This is a genomic window from Citrobacter sp. Ce006, from assembly GCF_030336535.1.
In the GTDB taxonomy this organism is placed as follows: domain Bacteria; phylum Pseudomonadota; class Gammaproteobacteria; order Enterobacterales; family Enterobacteriaceae; genus Citrobacter; species Citrobacter europaeus.
This window is the reverse complement of sequence record NZ_JAOWDO010000067.1, coordinates 1-17,564: the sequence shown is the minus strand read 5'-3', so window position 1 is coordinate 17,564 and position 17,564 is coordinate 1. Positions and strand designations below refer to the sequence as shown.

The following is a 17,564-nucleotide window of genomic DNA, read 5'->3' as shown; positions in this document are numbered from 1 at the left end:
GCGATGCCTATCGCTTGGCTGCGTCTACAATTCGCGCTATTTCAGCATTTAACAGGTCTGTTATTGATGAAAAAAATCACCAGTGTTTGCCCATACTGTGGGGCCGGGTGCAAGCTTAAGCTTGTCGTTGAAAATAACAAAATCATCCGCGCTGAAGCCGCAGAGGGTGTAACAAACCAAAATCAGTTATGCCTGAAAGGCTACTATGGTTGGGACTTTCTTAACGATACTCGCCTTCTGACCCCTCGTCTGACTCGCCCGATGATCCGTTATGAAAAAGGGGGAAAATTCACTCCCGTTAGCTGGGATGAAGCCATTCGTTATACCGCTAAACGCTTATCTGAAATCAAAAATACCTATGGCCCTCGCGCCATCATGACCACTGGTTCTTCCCGAGGCACCGGGAATGAAACCAACTATGTGATGCAAAAATTCGCACGTGGCGTGCTACATACCAACAATGTCGATTGCTGTGCCCGCGTCTGTCACGGTCCTTCCGTTGCCGGGTTACAGGAAACGTTAGGCAATGGCGCAATGAGCAACTCCATCAGCGACATTGAAAACTCAAAATGCCTGCTGATCTTTGGTTATAACTGCGCAGACTCACACCCAATCGTGGCTCGCCGGGTAATTAAAGCTCGCCAGAACGGCGCAAAAATCATTGTCTGCGACCCGCGTCGTATTGAAACCGCCCGTATCGCTGACCAACATTTGCAGTTAAAAAACGGTTGCAATATGGCGCTGGTCAACGCCTTTGGCCATGTTCTGATCGAAGAGCAACTCTACGATCGCGAATATGTGCAAAAGCATGCGGAAGGCCTGGAAACATATTGGGAAGTCGTTAAGGACTATGCGCCTGAAGCTGTTGAACATTTGACCGGCGTTCCAGCACAACAGGTTCGTCAGGCAATGCGTACATTTGCCGCGGCGCCATCGGCAACCGTAATGTGGGGAATGGGCGTCACCCAGTTTGGTCAGGCCGTTGACGTGGTTCGCGGTTTATCGAGTCTGGCGTTGCTGACCGGAAATCTGGGACGTCCTAACGTCGGCGTTGGCCCGGTGCGCGGGCAAAATAACGTGCAGGGCGCGTGCGATATGGGGGTACTGCCTAACCAGTTCCCAGGGTATCAGGACGTGACCGATTTTGCCGTTCGGGAGAAATTCGCCACCGCCTGGGGCATCGATGTTAATCAGATGGATGGCAAGGTCGGGACCCGTATCACCGAAGTTCCGCATCTGGCTATCGAAGGTAAAATCAAAGCCTACTACATCATGGGAGAAGATCCGCTGCAAACCGAGGCCGATTTGGGTCTGGTCCGCGAAGGATTTAACGCGCTCGATTTTGTCGTCGTGCAGGATATATTCATGACTAAAACGGCGGAAATGGCTGATGTTCTACTGCCTGCCACCTCATGGGGCGAACACGGCGGCGTCTTTACCTGTGCCGATCGCGGCTTCCAGCGTTTTGAGAAAGCGATTGACCCTACCGGTGATGTAAAGCGTGACTGGGAGATTATCAGCCTGCTGGCCAGCGAAATGGGTTATCCAATGCAGTATCAAAATAACCAGCAAATCTGGGATGAGATGCGCGAACTATGCCCCCTGTTCTACGGCGTGACCTATGAGAAAATGGGTGAGATGGGGCATGTTCAGTGGCCATGCACGGATCTCGATAGTCCTGGAACACCATACCTTTACGCGCACAGCCAGTTTGATACCGCCAATGGCAAAGGCAAACTGTTTGCCGCACAGTGGCGAGCGCCCGCAGAAGTTCCTGATGACAAATATCCGCTGGTACTGTGTACGGTGCGCGAGGTCGGGCACTACTCCTGCCGTTCGATGACCGGCAACTGTGCAGCGTTGCAAGCGCTGGCAGACGAGCCTGGATATGTGCAAATCAATACCCATGATGCAGAAAAGCTGGGTATTCGTCATCGTGACCTGGTATGGGTCAGCTCGCGTCGGGGTAAGGTCATCAGCCGCGCAGACGTCTCCGAGCGCATCAATGCCGGAACAGTCTATATGACTTATCAATGGTGGATTGGCGCGTGTAACGAGTTAACCCAGGATAACCTTGATCCTATTTCGAAAACGCCGGAAACCAAATATTGCGCCGTGAATATTGAGCACATTACCGATCAGGGATGGGCAGAGAAATATGCCGCGCAAACGTATAGTGACATGAAATCACGCCTGTGTGAGGCTATTGCGTAAGTCAGCGCCATCATCGCCTGAGTCTAACTTTCCAGACTCAGGCCTTATCTCATTACTTCGCCAGTTGCGGTTCACTAAAACGGATGGAAGCAGTTTCCTCCTGCTTATCACGTCGCATAAAGCCCAGGTTCATCAGGAACAATCCCGCCATAAACGGTAGCTCATACAATTCTTCAATCAGATCGCCATACTGTGCATTGTGCAGAAAGATGGGGGCCAGCAGACGATGATGCTCCACTGTATCAGAGATTAAAAATGCACAGGTGGTGATCGCCAACAGCCAGAGCGGTAACGGTTCATTACGCACACGGCGGGCAATATCCTGGCGTAAGTGCTTCGACAGCAGCACCGGCAGAATAAGCATGGCAATTAATACAACTGAGATAGCTCTGAACAGAAGTTTAGGATGCTCAGGGAAGTAATCGCGTCCCCAACTGGTGCTTCGGCCCAGCAAGACCACCCACCACGCTGCCGCCCAAAGCCAAAATTGCTTCTCGCCTACAGGACGTGATAAAGGTCGGATGTAGATAAGAGTAAATACCGCGCCAAACAGCAGCCAAAGCGCCTGGCCATTTTCTATCCATCTGACCACAGTCCCGTTGAGCAGCGGTAGATGCCAGTTCGCGACGAACGGGATCGCGACAATGACCAGTCCAAGAATGATTGTGGATAATGTAAGTCGGGTATTGAGTTTCATAAGCGCGATGTTCTGTATTGTTACTGTTTCGCGATCATAACCCCTGTGAATGATCAACTATTAGCAATCAATGCGAATTTCTTAAGGTATTCTTAAGGAATCCTTTTCCGGACACATTCGTGTTTCGCGTGGATAAAAAAACCGCACTGCGCCATCGAAACGCAGTGCGGTTTTTAGACTAAAAACTAATGTATTCAATCAGTAGCAGTAGCTAACGCTTACCACCCGCAGACTTCGTGCTCATTCTCGGTATCGTACGAACGCACGGTGTTGACCAGATCTTTGACAACTTCTGCTGCCACATCCGGCACCAGTAATGTCATAGGTGCTTCTGTTTCATAATCAACAGAAACACCGTTGCTGTTATTGGTCACTGTTACGGTATAGGTTGCTTTACCCATGATTTACTCCTTGCCGGTGCGCACGACTTTTCGTTGATTTGCGCTCTCCATCAGAACTTCCGGGGCAACGAAAAAATCGATATTAAAGTAAGTGTCGTCGGTCATCACTTCGATGTTATGCCATTTTTCCGGTGGAAAAACGCCAAACTGACCGGCTTCAATAACCATCACCTCTACTGGCTCCGGACTGTGTTCATCTGCGTATCCGAGATATTTGACCGCCCCCTGCATAACCGAAAGTCGAGGATAAACCCCGGCCCGGGTTCCTTTATCAAGGTGGCGTTCGAAAATTCCGGCAGGCGCCGTTTCTTTGTTCCAGAATGGAGTAGAGCGTGTATGGATATGATTCTGTGGAATTTGAAGCATTTTTCTTCCCTTTTCCAGTCGACAACCAGCGAGTCTTATTGAACCGCTGCTGTACACAGGGTACGCCTCAAAATATACATTTAAAATACCATTTATTGGTTATAACCATACGATTATCAATGAAAAGCAGAGCATCATATCGAAGGCCCGCCGCAATCAGCGGGCCGATAGCATCACGACTGAAGCGTGGCCAGACGAGCGGCAAAACCAACGAAAATCAGACCGATAAGGGAATTACCCACTTTGGCCAATTTTTTCTTCGTACGGATATACTGCGTCACGAACGCGCCGGAGAAAATAAGGAAGCTCAGGTAGAAAAAGCTCACTATCTCAAGCGTAATAGCCAAAATAAAGAACGACAGTCCTGAGTGCGGCGCATTGACATCAATAAACTGCACGAAGAACGAAACATAAAACAGAATAGCTTTGGGATTGGTCAGACTCAGAATGAGTGCGCGTTTAAAAATGGCACCAAACGGGACTTCCTCTGGCGCGGCGTCGCCTACTTTCGATTTCAGTGTTGCATACAGGATCTTCGCGCCAAGATACAGTAAATAGAACGCGCCGAGGTAACGAACGATGTTAAACAAAACGGGCGTTGTTTTGATCAATGCGGCAACGCCGGCATAGGCCAAAAACATCAACACGGCATCACCGATAAACACACCGCTGGCTGCGAGATAACCGCCCTTCACTCCCCGACCGACGCTGTTCTTCAGCACAAATATCGTATTTGGCCCCGGTACCAGCACGATAAAAATAGCCCCCACCAGATACGTCCAGTAATTCAGAACTCCATACTCTGCGAACACGTTAACCTCTTCCTGAAAAAACACATGCACTTGCTGCAATACAATATGCTAACGAATGCGACAGGTGATGGAAAGAGAAGGTTATTAATTAAAAAAACCCGCCACTGGTGGCGGGTGTGTACAGATAAGGTTAATCTGGATCAGTGGTGCAGCATCTCATCCACAACCTCTTCGCCCTTTAACTGATAAGGGTAGTAGGTAGGCCAGTTTTCCATCTCTTCAAGCAAGGCTGCCTGCGAGGTATTTCCCATAAAGATATGGAAGTGGCTGGATTTACGCGGTGCGATAATATGATCGCTGAATTGCACGTATTTAGGTGCTTTGCTGTCAGCGGCTTTACACTCAAACAAATACCGTACACCTTTCTTGCCTGATTTATAGTGCAAAATTTTAAACCCGGCATAGTCGTATTTGCACGATGCAACCTGATTACCGGTGTGAAATTCCATCACGCCATTTTCTATGCCAATGGTGTCTACGTTGGTTGCATAGCCTGTACGATAATAAGCTTTAATTTGTTCTGCCGTTTTGCTTTTATCTTTCTCCGCTTTCTTTTTGAATACCGGATCAAGCTCGCCGCTGACCAGATACGGATAGACGGATTGCCACATGCCATCCCAGTCGGTCAGCGCCCTGTCCTGCACCTGGTTATCATCAAATATCCCCTCCGACGCCTTTTGTTCTGCCTCACTCATTGGCGCACCATGGGAATGATGACCATGCGCCAAAACCGAACCACTGACTAAAAGCATCCCCAGAGCGATTGTCATTTTTTTAAAACGAATAGCCAAAATTTCACCCTCAAATCATTTGCGAGTGAATTGTTATAATATAACGTTACATTTAAATCAACGCCGTTGTGAAAACTATTCAACGCTCCGGTGTGCGATTTTCCAACGACTGTCAAAATGGGCCTGATACTGCGCAATAACGGCAGGTTCGCCACGAACGATCAGCACATTTTCGGAGTTGGCAAATTCTGCAGATTTGGCAAAGTTGAACGAGCCGGTTTCCAGTGTGTCGCCATCTATTATCATTACTTTGTCATGTTGGATGTGGTAGTGGCCATCCAGTTGCACATCGACCCCATTCGCGGCAGCGAAAGCGATGGCCTTCTGGCTGACCTTGCCCTGATTTCGTTTTTTATCGATAACCGCCCGAACAACAACGCCCCTCTTTTCGGCCTCTACCAGGGCCTGAACAATATCTGCCGACTGAAATGAATAAGCCATCATATCGATGCTGCGCTGCGCATGGTTAATCGAATCCAGCACTAAAACCCGGGCCGAACCTTCCGGCGAAAAGCCCACCTGAATCGAAGCATGCGCGGCAACAACAACTGCACCGCACAATAGCGCAGCCAAACCAATTGATTTTACGCTCACGTTAGATATTAGCCTGAAAGGGTGAATCGTCCGAAGAGAGTAGCGCTCGCGTGCAGATCTGATCAAGCAACGCCTGCTGATGGCTGATAATTAGCATACCTAATGGCCGACGCTGACATTCTTCAAGCAGCAGCGCCCAGATATCCCGTTGGATGGAAGGATCGAGCTGGGCGGTAATTTCATCGGCAATAAGAAAACGTGTCCGCGGATCCAGCGCGCGAAGTAAAGCAATTCGCGCCAGTTCACCGCCGGAAAGCTGTCCGGGACGGCGATCTAACCACTCTGAGTTGATGTGAAGACGGGTAAGCATTTCAGCATCAGGTCGCCAGGCATCATGAACCGCATCGCCGGTGCTGCGCCGGGGGTTAAAGGTTAATTCCGGATGCTGGGGCACCAGTTGCACCGGGCAATACTGGTGCATTGGCAGCGGTTGCTCATCAACAAGAATGTCACCCGAGGTCGGCTTTTGCCAACCCGCCAGCACGCGTCCCAGCGTCGTTTTTCCGGTTCCGCTGGGCGCGCAAATCCCAATGCGTTCTCCAGGGGGCAGAGAGAAGGTCAGATTTTGCCATAACACTTTTCCCCCCTGACAAATCGTAACATCACGACAGCACAGCATCGCGCTCTCCAAAAAGTTGATTTCTTTCAGGCAGCGCCCGCCATTGTCGTTGCAGATGCTCGCTAATCTCTCCGCGTAACAGCTGTTCCCGGCTGACGTTATCCGACACCCTACCCTGATGCAGCGCGACAATACGATCCGCATGACGGGCCGCCAGCGTGAGGTCATGCGTTACCCACAAAACGCCTGCCCCGTGCTCACAAAGCTCGCGCAGTTGTTCAAGCAGTTGATTCGCCAGCGGCGCATCAAGCCAGGCGGTAATTTCATCCGCCAGAATATAGCGAGCCTGACTCAGAGATGCGTGACAGGCCAGAACACGTTTCGCCATCCCCCCTGAAAGCTGGCGCGGGAAAGCATCTAATACCTGACTTTCCAGTCGGCTACGCTGGAGCAATCGGTCGATTTTTCCGGCATTCCATTGCTGGCCAGAAAGCTGGCTTGCCCTGCGCAGATGTTTTTCAATCGAGAGCAGCGGGTTAAGCGCCTGAACGCCTTGCGGGACATAAGTGAAGGTATTGCCGCGACATTTACGAATATCATCGTTGTCCAGCGTTTTACCCTCAAGGGTGATAGCCCCCTGGAAGCGCAAATTATCCGGTAAGAGATCGAGCAGGCATTGCAGCAGCAGACTCTTCCCTTCCCCACTTCCCCCAACTAGCGCCACCATCTGACCAGGCGCTACGTCAAAAGAGATATCCTGCAACAGCGAAGACCATTGTTTCGCGCCGTACCAGCGATAACGCGCTACATCCAGCGAAACCTGTCTTAAACTCAACATGCGTCACCTCGTAACCATAAACGATGCACCGCCCTTGCGAGCTGATCAAATAACATCACCAGACTGAACAGCATCAGTCCTGGAAACAGCACCAACCACCAGTCGCCATGACTGATAAATCTCAGCGCATCCGCCAGCAGCAGGCCCAGTGACGGTTCATGCGGCGCCAGCCCAAAACCGAGGAAGCTTAACGCCGCGCTGTGCAACACCGCGTGGGGAAACATCAGCAATGTTCCCGTTAACCACTGGGGTAATAATGCGGGTAGATAGTGGTGCCGCCAGCAGTAAAAATGTCCGTGTCCCAGACGCCAGGTCAGCGTCAGATAGTCACTATGAGCCACGCGCTGCGCTTCGGCACGCAGGATCAGCGCCAGTCGCGGCCAGTGGGTCAGCGCAACCGCCATGATCACCCCGTTTTTCCCGCCACCCAGCGTAAAGCAGATCAAAATGAGCAACAGCAGATGCGGCATCGACAGCATGGCATCGGTAATCAGACGCATAAGCACATCCAGACGCGAATGTATGCGCGAAACCGCCGCCATCATTAATGCGATGAAGCCGCTGCACAACGCCGCGCCAATACCAATTTGCAGACTGGTTAACGCGCCCTGAAAGCATCGTGTCCACAAATCGCGACCCAGGTTATCGGTGCCAAACCAGTAAAGCGCATCGGGTGGCAGATGACGGGCAAGCAGATTAACGCTCAACGGATTATCCAGCGTCGCTGCGCCATACACCGCAATAAAAAGCAGGCAGCTAAAAGAGAACAAAAGACGAATTAGCGTCGGCGTTGGGTTATAGAGCATCAGGTCGCTCCAGAGCGCGATTCAGCACATGGATAAGCCAGGTTGACAGCGAGTTGCCAATGAACACCAATACGGTACTGAACAACACTATCCCCATCAGTAACGGCAGATCGCCGCGTAACCCGGCATCAATAGTGGCCTGTCCCAGTCCCGGGTAAGCAAACACTTTTTCCGCCAGCAGCGCGCCGCCCAGTAGTTCTCCCAGCGAAGCAAACTGCAGGCACAGCGCTGGCGTGATAGCGTGGCGCAGAACCTGATGACGCAACAGCGACCAGCCTTTATCTCCCTGAGAACGCGCAAAACGAACAAAATCACTTTTCATCACGCTGGCGATACTTTCCCGCGTGTGAAGCGTAATTTGTCCCAGTCCCAGCAAACTTAGCGCGCAAACGGGAAGCACCAGATGGCGCAGACGCTCAGTCAGCGTGGCCATATCGCCGCTGTTGCCCGGCTCCCATGCGCAGCAGACCGGAAATACCGGCCAGCGCACAGCAAATAACGCCAGTAACAGCATGCCAATCCAGAAGGTCGGCAGCGAAGAAAGCAAATAGCTGAGGCGACAAATTGCTTTATCCGGCCAGCGATTCAGGTAGCGACCCGCGACAAATCCCATCACCGTTCCCAGTACACCGGAAAGTAACCACGCGCCGCCAAGTAGCGCAAACGAGGTAGCAAAGCGCTCTTTAATCACGCTGGCAACCGGCGCATTAAATAACATTGAATAGCCGAGATCGCCCTGCAATACGCGTATAAACCAGTGAACAAAACGCTCCCATAGCGGCTGGTCCAATCCCCAGCGAGCAGCGATCCGCGGATATTGTTCCGGCGGCACGTGCAGGAGATCGTTGCCGATATAGGCGCGAATCGGATCGACAGGAGAAAAACTGAGCAGCAAAAAAGTGCCAGCCGCAACCAGCACTAATAGCACTATCAGCCGTAGAAAATGGCCCACAACAGACTTCATCAACGGCAGGTCCAGGTCCATTCGTCCAGATTATTGAGCAGTGACCAGCTACCGTGAATTTCCGGTGCGCCTTTGCCCAGGTCAATACACGGATTAGCCAGGTAAGTGTGCTGAATGTTCAGCAGCCAGGCCCAGGCGGCATCGCCCTGCACGCCGGCCCCTTGCTTGCCATCCCACTCCACCTGTTGCCAGAAAGGCAATGCTTTTTGCCAGTCCGGAGCGTCAATAGCCTGTTTAAGATGCTGTTCAACAACGGGATTACTGTAATAGCCCGGATTGTAGTATTCCACGCCCGCGGCCTGATTACTGTAGTGATGGAAAAGCTCCATCGGATCCAGGCTTCCCCAGCCAAACAGCGTCGGATTCGCATGCATATGGCGCTCAACGGTTTCCCAGCTTCCGGATTGCAGCGAGACCTGAATACCCACGGGCTCCAGCATCGCACGTACGGCTTCGGCTAAATCCCGGCGCGTGCTGTCACCGCTGGCGTACCACAGCGTCAGGCGAGCTTCTTTGCCGTCTTTCACTCGTACGCCGTCTTTCCCCACCTTCCAGCCGGCCTCTTCCAGAATTGTCCGTGCTTTTTCGCTGTCGCCATCGTTGAACGCGACGGACTGCCCCTGCCATGGCAGGCCCTGAACCGCGCTATACGCCGGAATCGCATGGCCTTCCATGACCTGTTCGGCAATCTGCTTACGGTCAATGGCGTAATTGATGGCGCGTCTGATAGCGACATCGGCAGTGATATCGTTACCAATTGGGTAACCATTGGCGTCTTTTTTACCCGCAGGAACCATCGGGAACACAATGCCACGGTTTTCCACGCTGTCGCGAACCCAAAGCTTCAAATTCTGCTGCTGAGGGGCGACTGCCATCGACGGCGCAATACGCACGAGTCCCAGTTGGCCACTGCGCGCTGCGGCATAAGCGTTATCTTCATCAAGGAAGACAAACACCAGCTTACTGAAATCATTTTTCTTACCGGCATACCAGGGGTTAGCCTCCACGATCAACTGCTGCCCCGGCTGAAAACTCACCAGCCGATAAGGACCCGCGCCTATTGGATTTTTGGCGAAGGTTTTTTCGTCATACCGTTTTTCCGGGACAATACCCAAAGAACCCAGCACGTTTACAAAGGTGCTCTGCGGGCTGCGCAGCGTAATTTCTACCGTGCGGTTATCTTTCAGGCTGGCATGGTTGAAGTTCCCCATGTCGATTTTGCCGCCGCTTTTTGCGGCTTTGTTATAGGTGAACACCACATCTTCCGCGGTTAGCGGGGATCCATCAGAGAATTTAAGGTCGGGTTTTAACGTCAATGTCCAGGTTTTGCCATCTGCGCTGGTCTCTACTTTTTCCGTCAGCAGGTTTCCCCAGCTCATATCTGCATTTTGTTTTAATAATGGTGCGTGCAAAAGCAAATAGCTGCCATGACTCCAGCCCAACATCGGGTCAAACCCTTCCGTTGGCTCCGGTCCAATTGCCAGTTTTAACGTCTGCCCTTCGCTCGCATTTTGCGCGGCGAGAAGTGGTGAGGTTAATGCGAGAGTCAATGCGCACGTAAGCAGTGCCAGCTTGCCTTTGATCATTATGTTATCCAGATTTACGTTATTTTTATGCCGCTCAACGATGTCTTGTCGTTTAACGGTCTCCTGGGGAAGGGATTATGGCGGACAGAAATGACGAAAAAAATGATGCGGCGCAGAAAAGTATGACGATTCTCTAAAATTATCATACTTTTTTCTGATACTCCGTTATGAGTACGCACTGAATTACAGAAACAGAGCAAAAGTTAGCCATTTAATTAATGGCAAATTAATAACAACCTAATGATTGCAAATACTAATTATTGGTCTTTTCCGCTATTCCCTTAGCTCAAATTAATGACAATTTATGTATATTTATTCAAGAAAAAGACCAGAAGTGATAAGTTATGTAAATACATAATGATAATTATTTGTATTATCATTCCCATCAATTATCTTACTGCCTTTGAATTTTAACAAAGGAAGTTTGACTATGCGCTTAAAACCTGTTGCTTCTGTTGTTCTGTCCTGTTTAGGATTTTCTAGTCCTCTGGTCTTCGCTGAAGATGTCATGGTGGTAACCGCTTCCGGTTACGAAAAGAAAATCACCAACGCCGCTGCCAGCGTCTCCGTTATTTCGCAGCAAGAGTTACAAACCAATAAATATAATGACTTAGGCGAAGCTCTGCGTTCTGTTGAAGGGGTCGATGTTGAAAGCAGTACCGGTAAAACCGGTGGGCTGGAGGTCAGCATCCGCGGTATGCCCGCCAGCTATACCTTGATCCTGATTGACGGTATTCGTCAAAACGGCAGCAGCGACGTGACGCCAAACGGCTTCTCTGCCATGAATACCAGCTTTATGCCTCCGCTGGCGGCAATCGACCATATTGAAGTGATCCGCGGCCCGATGTCGACGCTTTATGGCTCCGACGCAATCGGTGGCGTAGTGAATATCATCACCAAAAAAAGCACCGATAAATGGAGCACCTCCATCAATACTGGCGTTAACCTGCAAGAGAGTAATAAATGGGGTAACAGTACGGTCGCCAACTTCTGGTCAAGCGGCCCGTTAATCGCGGGCGTACTGGATATGCAGGTTCGGGGGAGCACAACCCAGCGTCAGGGTTCCAGCGTCACCTCCCTGAGCGATACCGCCTCCACCCGCGTACCTTATCCGACCGAATCGGAAAACTATAACATCGGTACGCGCCTCGACTGGAAAACGAATGAAAACAATACGCTGTGGTTAGATCTCGATTCTGCCAGACAGCGTTATGACAACGACGACGGTCAATTAGGAAACCTGACGGGGGGTTACGACAAAACGCTGCGCTACGAGCGTAACAAAGTTACCCTCGGTCACGATACCGCCTTAACGTTCGGCACCTGGAAATCCTCCCTCGGCTGGAATGAAACCGAGAACAAAGGCCGACAACTGGTCTCCTCGGCACTCACGCCAGAGAACGCAGGCCGGGCCGGTGATGCACGTGAACTGAAGAACACCAACGTCATCCTGGACTCAGTGCTGCTGACGCCATTGGGTGATTCGCACCTCTTAACCCTCGGTGGGGAATATTGGGATGCACGAATGAAAGATGGTGTGGTGCTGGCCAATACCGGTGAGACGTTCCACCAAAAAACGTGGGCAGCCTATGCGGAAGATGAATGGCATATTCTCGATTCGCTGGCCTTAACCGCAGGAACACGCTATGAGCATAACGATGTCTTTGGCGGTCATCTCAGCCCACGAGCGTATATGGTCTGGGATGTTTCCGACGAATGGACGCTCAAAGGTGGCGTAACGACAGGTTATAAAGCCCCCTCGCTGAGCCAGTTGCATAACGGGATCAGCGGCGTAACTGCGCAAGGAACGGTGAATACGGTCGGTAACCCGGACCTCAAACCGGAGGAAAGTCTCAGCTACGAAACCGGGCTGTATTACGAGAACGATGCAGGGCTTAACGCCAACGTTACTGGCTTCTATACCGAATATAAAAACAAAATTGTCTCATATTCTATCGATGATAATACCAACAGCTATACCAACAGCGGCAAGGCAAGGACCGATGGCGTTGAATTTGCCAGCACCTTCCCGCTGTGGTCAGATGTGCTAACCTTATCCCTCAACTATACCTACACCCAGAGCAAGCAAAAAGATGGTGACAATAAAGGCGCGCCATTAAGTTATACGCCAAAACATATGGCTAACGCCCGCCTGAACTGGCAGGCAACGGAAGATATGAACGCCTGGCTGAGCGCACGTTATCGCGGTAAAGCTCCACGCTTTACCGAAAATTACGACAACCTCAGCGCGGTACAAAAGGCCGTATATGACGACAAAGGCGCTGATTTAAAAGCCTGGACCGTTCTCGACATGGGGATGTCTTATAAGCTGACCAAAGACCTGACGCTTAATACAGCGGTTAATAACGTGCTGGATAAAGACTTTAGTGAAGTCAAACTGTACCAGGTGGGCCGTAATAGCACCTACGCAGGTGATTATTATCAGACTGCGCAATCTACAACCGGATACGTAAACCCGGGTCGTAACTACTGGGTTTCTCTGAACTATCAGTTCTAATTTTTACAAATCCTGCTGGCCGAGCTATCACATGTATCTCAGTCAGCAGGAGCTCAAGATCTATAAGGCAACAGATATTCTTCTGGTACCGAGTTAATCCAGTTTTATTCGACAAAAACATTCACTTTAGGTTTTGACAGCAGAATAATGACGAACTCAGTGAAAGTTACGGGCTTATAGAAATAGTATCCTTGCAGGAAAACGATGTTGTTTTTATTCAGGTAATCAAGCTGCGCCTTTGTTTCAACCCCTTCTGCAACGATGCTTAAAGACAGTTTACGTGCCAGTTCAAGTACACAATCTAAAATCCGGGTTGAATCGGGATGCTCATTTACCCTTCCCACAAAGCTCTGATCGATCTTGATGTAATCAATATGCAAATCATGCAAATAAGAAAGGCCAGAATAACCGGTACCAAAATCATCCAAGGCGATCACAAAGCCATTTTCATGGAGCGTATTGAGTCTCTGCACAAGATCCTCGTCCACATCCAGCGGTTCGCGCTCAGTGACTTCGATGACCAGATTGAGATCATCGCGGTTAAAACTGTCCCTGTATTGCAGGCACTCCTGCACGAATGTAGGGGATGTGATATGAGATGCACTGTAGTTAATACCGACATGGAAGCCGGGTGGCAATTTGCTGGAAATAGAGTTCATATTCGCAGCGACCTGCCTCATCAGGCTTTGTGTTAGCGGCACGATCAGACCTGACTTTTCGGCGATGGGAATAAAGGAAGCGGGAGAGATATACCCGACCTTCGGATGTTTCCATCGGGCCAGCACTTCAACGCCACGTAACGTCCCCTCTCGACCATTTACGATAGGTTGATAAAAAGGCACGATCTCTCCTTTTGCTATCGCCCTACGCAACGTTTCTTCGGGGGTATCATTCTTGTTCAGATATTTATCAATGGCATAAGCGGCTGCAACAGAAATTAACAGGACAAAAACCAGAATTCCTGAGCCTTGTGTAACCAGCCTTTTTGCACTGAATAATGGTGGTTTATTATAAATAATACTGAACGGATACTTTGCGGAATTCACCTGTCCAGACGTACGAGTACTTGCTGTGACGGTTTTCACATCGCCCACTAAACCGAGTACGTTATCGCGCACGAGCAGTGAGTATGCCGCACCCTTTAATGGAACTTTTAGAGCGCCACGAATATGCACCCCACTGATCGTGACAATAATACGACTGGTTTGAAAACGAGTTTGATACAGCAGAACGGGTATCTCGTTTTCCGTATTGCCTGCGGGAGTCAGCAGCAAATTTGAATCAGTTATTACAGGAATTCGCTTAAGTAAGATCCTGTTCCCCGGCAAAGACGTACACCAAACTTTCCCCTGCCGGATAATGATCAGCGTTCGCAAATGAGGCCGAAGCGCTGCCTCGGTTCCAAGTTGGTACTGAGCATCCTGGTCACATTTTTTTTCAGCGATACGCATGGCTGTACCGGTTGCCTGGAAAGCCTCATCGAGGATGTTATCCATATTTTTCGCGGCATATCTGGCTCCTCCAAGAGTTTCCAACGAGGAGGAATACCAGAGCTGCATATTGAGAATAAAAACACCGATGAATAAAAGGCACACCGCAGCAATTACCGGTAACAATGCTTTGCGCATTCTCGTGTCCTGTGGCGAAAATTAAAAACTCATGATGATGAACATTTACGTGTTCAAATTTATCTCTACAGAGCATGGTAGACAGAAACAGAAACCGCCATAAGCCCAGTCACTCTTCCCCAATAAAAACGTAACCGTATAATTTGTATATAAAAAATCACTAAAAATAGCATGGCAAAACCGGCGTAGTACATCATCTAATTTTGCTATCATAGAAATATACGAATAAGAGGTGAGCCAATGAAAATCTTTATCACTGACAGTGACGGGAACCTGATTCCTGTTGACGGAAAAAGCGTTGTCATCGAATTGAATAGCGGCGGCACTATCGAGATCGCCGAGGAGTACAGCCGGGACGATGTTCCTGAAGGTATTAATTTGTGGGGCGGACGAGAACCCTCCCCTTCACTCTCATTCGAGGAAATCAAAGCCAGAACTGAAGGCCTTGGCGTTTATCCCATCGCAGCCAACGCTCTGCATGTATTCCCGTACAAACTTTCATCAAAAGAATAATTGCACTCATTATTGGGTTTAAAATAACCAGACTGACATACGCCAGTCTGGCTGAACTTGCCCGGCAGAATCAGCTTAGAAGTTCCATTTCACACCGACCATCGCAGCGCTGTCGTTATAGCCTTTGTCGCCAGCCTGGACCCCGATGTTGCCCCACAGATTAAGACGCGGACTCACCTGTCCTTCCACACCCACTTTTACTTCGGCGATATTTTTCGCCCCGTCCTGACGAACATTCACGCCGTCCATGGTCGTACTGAAATCTCGTGAATTGTGCAGCCAGTTCAGTTCGGCAAACGGCTGGAATTCACGCTCTTTACCGTTATCCATCTGATGATGGCTCTTAATCCAGGTTTTCAGGCCCAGCCGGGTCTGTACATTGCCGTTACCGTTGCTGGTGATACGGGTGCCGTTGCTTTCCTGATGATCGTCCGCCTTCACGCCCATCCAGACCGCCTGCGCCTGAGGCTGGATGTACCATTCATTCAGCGTGCCATGACTGCCGGCAAATTCGCCCATTTTCTGGGCATATCCCATTTCCAGCGAGGCGGTCACCCCTTTCGATTTATATGACTCGCCCTGCAGATCATCGCCTTTAACATTGTTATCAAACCAGCTGTACTGAGCCCAGCTGTCCAGCCAGGCGCCGTTATGCGACGCATCATTGGCATACCATGTGGCATACACGCCGGTACTGTAGCCATTGACTGAACCCCGGGAACGATAACCCGTGCGTGATGACCGGGTGTTACTGTGGTCGTTCCCGTAACCCGCCATCACGCCCAGGTGCCAGCGGTCAAGTCCGTTCTGGCTCCATTGCGCAATGTCGCCTCCCAGCTGCAATACATAACGGTTGCTCTGGGTTTTCAGCTGGCCGCTGCCGTCACGCCAGTTGTTGTGCCCGCCAACGTGGCGCATCCACATACTGGTGACTTTCTGCTCGCCGGTCAGGGCATCGATATACTGCGTTTCGCCCAGGCGATCGTACAAACGGGTGACGAACATGTTGTTGGCTGCCGCCAGGTTAGCCGTGTAGCTGCCGCCTTCCGGACGCAGATCTTTATCGGGATCCGGATCCGGATTTGGTTCGGGATCCGGATTGGTTTTGCCGCTGGTCAGATACCAGTTGCCACTGTTTTCATCCTGACCGCGCCCAAGGCTGTAGTCATATGCCCCTGCCACAATACGGCCAGCCTGGGTGAACTCACCGTCCGATGCGCCATCAACATGAATAACTTCGATCCCATCAATCGTGGCGGCCCCTTTCCCACCGGCGTTGGTGACGCTGACGGAGGTGGTGCCACTGGTATCGCCTTTCACCACCAGCTTATCCGTAACGGAATTGTCATCCCCCAGCGCGGTGTTCAGGGAAAGATGGCCATCATTACCCGTGTAATTGCCATTGACCACCAGCTGGTTACCGGCCTGCTGACCATTCACACCGGTTGCGAGGGTACCGCTGTTAACCAGGTCGCCCCCCACCGTGAACAGGAGGTTGTCGCCGGTCCCGGTTCCCACCAGCAGCACACCGGCGTTATTCACATGACCTGCAACGCCCCCCGTGCCCGAGAGCATCCCCGCAGCCGCAATGTTGACTTCGCTACTGGCCAGCGTGACCGGAGATGTGCCGTCCCCCAGTACCAGGCCGCCCTGCTCAATCTCCGTTTTGCCCGTCCAGGCGGCGTTATTGCCGACGGTAATGGAGCCGGCTCCCAGCTTGGTCACATCGCCGCTACCATAAACATCGTTATCAAGCTGCCAGTCGGTATTACTGTTCAGCACCAGTGAACCACTGTTGCTCACCTCTGCGCTGCCCAGATTTTCTGCTGTGAACGCGGTGAGCCGGGAATCCGCATCCACAGCAAATTGCCCCGTAAAGGCGCTGTTGTTGCCCACCAGCGCGACATCGCTTTCGCTGAGTTCAACCCGTCCGGCATCGCTGATGCTGTTGTAAAGCGCGCCTACGGCCTTGCTCATCGTCAGCGTCCCCGCCGCCACAATATCGCCGGTGCCGAGACCCAGCGTCGTGTTCATCAGCACGCGCGCGCCTTCTGCAATGGTCGTTTTTGCCGTCAGCGTGCTGTTTTCACCGGTGATGGTCAGCGTGTCGCCATTGATGTTTAACGCGCCACTTCCGGTCAATATTCCATCGGCTGTGCCGCCCTGCGCCAGGGTCAGGCTACCGCCATTGATGTCCAGCAGTGAGTCAGCCGCCGCCGTCAGCTTACCGACAGTCTGGCTATAACCGTTCATGTCAAAACCGGTATCAGCGGCCAG

Annotated in this window: 16 protein-coding genes; 3 read left to right on the top strand and 13 right to left on the bottom strand. The window is 51.0% G+C overall.

Translation table 11 applies throughout. The features are described 5' to 3' along the window. Positions 1–66: 66 nt before the first annotated feature. On the top strand, positions 67–2,214 hold the full coding sequence (fdhF, locus tag OGV94_RS09120) for a formate dehydrogenase subunit alpha (RefSeq protein WP_043016664.1): 2,148 nt from the start codon (positions 67–69) through the stop codon (positions 2,212–2,214). A gap of 52 nt (positions 2,215–2,266) precedes the next feature. Here the strand turns inward: fdhF and OGV94_RS09115 are convergent, their stop codons facing one another. The 11 genes from OGV94_RS09115 to OGV94_RS09065 form a co-directional block, all read right to left on the bottom strand. Further along, on the bottom strand, positions 2,267–2,911 hold the full coding sequence (locus OGV94_RS09115) for a hypothetical protein (RefSeq protein ID WP_080625059.1): 645 nt from the start codon (positions 2,909–2,911) through the stop codon (positions 2,267–2,269). Between the two features lie 218 nt (positions 2,912–3,129). After that, positions 3,130–3,312 carry a DUF1869 domain-containing protein gene (locus OGV94_RS09110; protein ID WP_003832433.1) on the bottom strand — a complete coding sequence of 61 codons (183 nt, stop codon included), beginning with the start codon at positions 3,310–3,312 and terminating at the stop codon, positions 3,130–3,132. A 3-nt stretch (positions 3,313–3,315) separates the two neighbouring features. Then, a complete protein-coding gene (gene yeaR, locus OGV94_RS09105) occupies positions 3,316–3,678 on the bottom strand; it encodes a DUF1971 domain-containing protein YeaR (protein WP_003030735.1) in 363 nt (120 codons plus the stop codon). Positions 3,679–3,851: 173 nt separating this feature from the next. Next, positions 3,852–4,490, bottom strand: coding sequence for a leucine efflux protein LeuE (gene leuE / locus OGV94_RS09100; protein WP_087053413.1), 639 nt, complete (start codon positions 4,488–4,490; stop codon positions 3,852–3,854). Between the two features lie 140 nt (positions 4,491–4,630). Continuing rightward, the gene (gene zinT, locus OGV94_RS09095) at positions 4,631–5,260 is read right to left on the bottom strand and encodes a metal-binding protein ZinT (protein ID WP_181634715.1); all 630 of its coding nucleotides are present in this window, start codon (positions 5,258–5,260) and stop codon (positions 4,631–4,633) included. Between the two features lie 96 nt (positions 5,261–5,356). After that, positions 5,357–5,875: a phospholipase D family nuclease gene (locus OGV94_RS09090; RefSeq protein WP_043016667.1), complete on the bottom strand. Its 519-nt coding sequence runs from the start codon at positions 5,873–5,875 to the stop codon at positions 5,357–5,359. Position 5,876: 1 nt separating this feature from the next. Beyond that, the gene (locus OGV94_RS09085; protein ID WP_181634621.1) at positions 5,877–6,494 is read right to left on the bottom strand and encodes an ATP-binding cassette domain-containing protein; all 618 of its coding nucleotides are present in this window, start codon (positions 6,492–6,494) and stop codon (positions 5,877–5,879) included. Then, complete coding sequence (locus OGV94_RS09080; RefSeq protein WP_043016669.1) at positions 6,478–7,272, bottom strand: ATP-binding cassette domain-containing protein; 795 nt, start codon at positions 7,270–7,272, stop codon at positions 6,478–6,480. The genes OGV94_RS09085 and OGV94_RS09080 overlap by 17 nt, the downstream gene beginning before the upstream one ends. Then, positions 7,266–8,078: an ABC transporter permease gene (locus OGV94_RS09075; protein ID WP_286523163.1), complete on the bottom strand. Its 813-nt coding sequence runs from the start codon at positions 8,076–8,078 to the stop codon at positions 7,266–7,268. The genes OGV94_RS09080 and OGV94_RS09075 overlap by 7 nt, the downstream gene beginning before the upstream one ends. Next, positions 8,068–9,042, bottom strand: coding sequence for an ABC transporter permease (locus OGV94_RS09070; protein ID WP_047413516.1), 975 nt, complete (start codon positions 9,040–9,042; stop codon positions 8,068–8,070). Before OGV94_RS09070 ends, OGV94_RS09075 begins: the two co-directional genes overlap by 11 nt. After that, positions 9,042–10,628: an ABC transporter substrate-binding protein gene (locus OGV94_RS09065; protein WP_181634620.1), complete on the bottom strand. Its 1,587-nt coding sequence runs from the start codon at positions 10,626–10,628 to the stop codon at positions 9,042–9,044. The genes OGV94_RS09070 and OGV94_RS09065 overlap by 1 nt, the downstream gene beginning before the upstream one ends. 430 nt (positions 10,629–11,058) lie before the next feature. On the opposite strand from OGV94_RS09065, the gene OGV94_RS09060 reads away from it, so the two are divergent. Continuing rightward, entirely contained in the window at positions 11,059–13,146 is a 2,088-nt protein-coding gene (locus tag OGV94_RS09060; protein WP_075146026.1) for a TonB-dependent receptor, read from the top strand. Between the two features lie 104 nt (positions 13,147–13,250). Here the strand turns inward: OGV94_RS09060 and pdeG are convergent, their stop codons facing one another. Then, complete coding sequence (gene pdeG, locus OGV94_RS09055; protein ID WP_286523160.1) at positions 13,251–14,774, bottom strand: cyclic di-3',5'-guanosine monophosphate phosphodiesterase PdeG; 1,524 nt, start codon at positions 14,772–14,774, stop codon at positions 13,251–13,253. 240 nt (positions 14,775–15,014) lie between these two features. On the opposite strand from pdeG, the gene OGV94_RS09050 reads away from it, so the two are divergent. Beyond that, positions 15,015–15,287, top strand: a complete 273-nt coding sequence (locus OGV94_RS09050) for a hypothetical protein (protein ID WP_043016674.1) — start codon at positions 15,015–15,017, stop codon at positions 15,285–15,287. 75 nt (positions 15,288–15,362) lie between these two features. On the opposite strand, the gene OGV94_RS09045 is transcribed toward OGV94_RS09050, so the two are convergent. Continuing rightward, on the bottom strand, positions 15,363–17,564 hold a 2,202-nt coding region (locus OGV94_RS09045), incomplete at its 5' end, for an autotransporter outer membrane beta-barrel domain-containing protein (RefSeq protein WP_286523158.1).